This window comes from Methylobacterium sp. Leaf93, from assembly GCF_001422345.1.
GTDB classification, from domain to species: Bacteria; Pseudomonadota; Alphaproteobacteria; order Rhizobiales; family Beijerinckiaceae; genus Methylobacterium; species Methylobacterium bullatum.
The window spans coordinates 1-2,644 of the sequence record NZ_LMMS01000024.1; the positions used below are offsets into that span (position 1 = coordinate 1).

Annotated in this window: 3 protein-coding genes; all 3 read right to left on the reverse strand. The window is 64.5% G+C overall.

The window, feature by feature from the left end:
- Positions 1-223: 223 nt before the first annotated feature.
- Positions 224-622 (reverse strand): cupin domain-containing protein, encoded by a 399-nt coding sequence (locus ASF26_RS13695; protein ID WP_056254941.1) that lies wholly within the window; start codon positions 620-622, stop codon positions 224-226.
- Positions 623-655: 33 nt separating this feature from the next.
- The gene (locus ASF26_RS13700; RefSeq protein WP_056254944.1) at positions 656-1,402 is read right to left on the reverse strand and encodes a glucose 1-dehydrogenase; all 747 of its coding nucleotides are present in this window, start codon (positions 1,400-1,402) and stop codon (positions 656-658) included.
- A 120-nt stretch (positions 1,403-1,522) separates the two neighbouring features.
- Entirely contained in the window at positions 1,523-2,437 is a 915-nt protein-coding gene (locus ASF26_RS13705; protein WP_056254946.1) for a LysR family transcriptional regulator, read from the reverse strand.
- Positions 2,438-2,644: the final 207 nt, after the last annotated feature.

The following is a 2,644-nucleotide window of genomic DNA, read 5'->3' on the forward strand; positions in this document are numbered from 1 at the left end:
CCACCAACGACCCGCGTGTCCTGCAAAACCTCAGGGCAACCTTCCGCGATGTCAGGCCGGCCTAATCACCAGACGCTCTTTTCACACAGCCTCCACCCTTCGCAGAACCTCGGAAAGTCCGTTTCGCGGCAGCTTGGTGATGATGACCTACGTCCGTATCGGGTAGAATTCTGCCAGTCCGCTCTCGGCTTCGTTGTGTTAGAGCGGACCGGGGTGGCGAAGTTCAGGACCCGGCATACTGGTCTTCGGTGACCTGCTCCATCCAGGTCACGGCCTTGCCATCCAACCGTTCCTGGATCGCGACATGCGTCATCGCCGAGGTCGCCGTGGCCCCATGCCAATGTTTCTCATTCGGCTCGAACCAGACCACGTCGCCCGGCGCGATCTCTTTGACCGGGCCGCCCTCGCGCTGAACCCACCCACGCCCGAACGTGACGATCAGCGTCTGGCCGAATGGATGCGTATGCCACGCCGTCCGCGCGCCGGGCTCGAACGTTACGCTCGCCATCGCGACGCGGGCAGGGTCGGGAGCGCTGTGGAGCGGATCAATCCGAACTGTGCCGGTGAACCATTCGGACGGGCCCTGGCCTGAGGGCTGGCTTCCGCTGCGCTTGATGTCCATGCGATCTTTCCTTCATCGTCTCGGAAACGCCTCTTAGAGCGACCAGCCGCCATCGACAGAGATCGACGCGCCGGTCACGAAGGCCCCAAGGTCCGAACACATCCACAGGACGGCCTCTGCGATCTCCTCGGGCTTGCCCAGCCGTCCGACCGGCTCAAGGTCGATCGCCTTCTGGATGTCGCCGCCCGTGAAGCGGTCCATCATCGGTGTCTCGATATTCCCAGGCAAAACTGCGTTCACCCGGATCTTCGCCTTCGCGTAGTCGAGGGCGGCCGATTTGGTCAGGCCGATCAAGGCGTGCTTCGAGGCGGCATAGCTCGCACCTCCCGCGACACCCCTGATTCCAGCGCCGGACGATGTGTTGACCACCACGCCGCCGCCCTGCCGAAGCATCTGTGCGATCTCGTACTTCATGCACACGAACGTGCCACGCAGGTTGATGTCGAGGATCTGGTCCCATTCGTCGAGGGCGATCTCGTGGACGGGAGCGGCCTTGTTCTCGACGCCGGCGTTGTTGAAAGCACAGTCGAGGCGGCTGAACCGCTCAACGGTGCGAGCCACCGCAGCCTCGACGTCCGCTGGCACCGACACGTCGCATCGAATTGCAATCACCTCGCCGCCATCCGCTTCGATCTCAGCGCGGAGCTGTTCGAGTGCAGCCTCCGTGCGATCCGTGATGGCGACCCGAGCGCCCTCCCTTGCGAACGCAATGGCGGCGGCGCGGCCGATGCCGCTGGCCGCACCCGTGATGAAGGCGACCTTCCCTGTAAAACGGCGCATGTCTCAATTTCTCCGATGACCTCGATGAGGTGCCTGACGTAGCCATCGCGTGAGCCGCCGATCAGGCGTCTGTCCCTCAACGGAACGATGAGCCGCGTTCATCGTCGGACGTCGCGGCGGCTACAATCCGAGGGGCTTCGCCGCGCGGATCAGGTCGATGAGGAGCCGCAATCCGGTCGGCAGTTGGCGACGTCCGGGATAGTAGAGGTGGAAGCCCGGTCCCATCGGTGCCCAATCCGCCAGCACGACGCGAAGCTCGCCCCGTGCGACCACGGGTTCGACGCACGGCTTAGGAAGATAGGCGAGCCCGCCGCCCGCCACCGCAAGGGAGAGGGCGAACCACGTGTTGTCGATGGTCACCGCACCGGGAACGTCGAGGGCGATCTGCTCGTCCGCTCTCTCGAATTCCCATCGATAGAGGCTGTCGTCGCCGAGGCGAATGCGTAGGCATCGGTGAGCTGCAAGGTCACGTGGATGATCAGGCGTTCCGTGACGATCCAGATAGGTCGGCGCTCCAACCACCACCCAGCGCAGATCGGCCGACAAACGCTGCGCCACCATATCCAGAGGCACAGTCCCGCCGTAGCGGATGCCCGCATCGGCTCTAGCTTCCACGACGTCGAGCAGATCGTTGGACACCCGGATGTCGATCTCGACCTGCGGGTGGCGCTCGTGGAAGGAAGGCAACACGGGGGCGAGCAACAACGTGCTCGCATGTTCGAGCACGTTGAGGCGGATGCGCCCGGTGACCTTCGTCGGATCCCGGTGCTGGTTGAGCACGTCGAGCGCGGAGCCGATCGCCGCGAACGGCGCATCCAGCGAGGCGAGCAGATCTTCACCGGCTGCGGTGAGCGTGACGCTGCGACTGGTGCGGTTGACGAGGCGCACACCGAGGCGCGCCTCCATCGCCTTGAGTGCGTGGCTGAGCGCGGAGGCGCTGACACCAAGCTCCAGACCGGCTCGCCGGAAACTGCGGTGGCGCGCGATGGCGAGGAAGGTCCCGAGGTCGGCCAGCTCGGTTCGATTGATCCGCATTGGGGCAGTGGAGTGCCTGCCAACGGGAAAGCAATCCGTATCTGGTCATGACCGCGTTGGACCGGAGGCGGAACGTCCGCTTCAGGGCGAAGGGTCAGTGTCCGCTCCCCACCGAGGCTGTGTGAGAACGCTTTTGCGGATTTGACGGACCTGACAGCGCAAGGCCCAAAGGGACCGGGCTTTCAGCCTCGGATGGCGGCGATGAGC

Coding starts and splice junctions, on each gene's coding strand:
- ASF26_RS13705 (WP_056254946.1), bottom strand. CDS start 2,437: ATGCGGATCAATCGAACCGAGCTGGCCGACCTCGGGACCTTCCTCGCC.
- ASF26_RS13695 (WP_056254941.1), bottom strand. CDS start 622: ATGGACATCAAGCGCAGCGGAAGCCAGCCCTCAGGCCAGGGCCCGTCC.
- ASF26_RS13700 (WP_056254944.1), bottom strand. CDS start 1,402: ATGCGCCGTTTTACAGGGAAGGTCGCCTTCATCACGGGTGCGGCCAGC.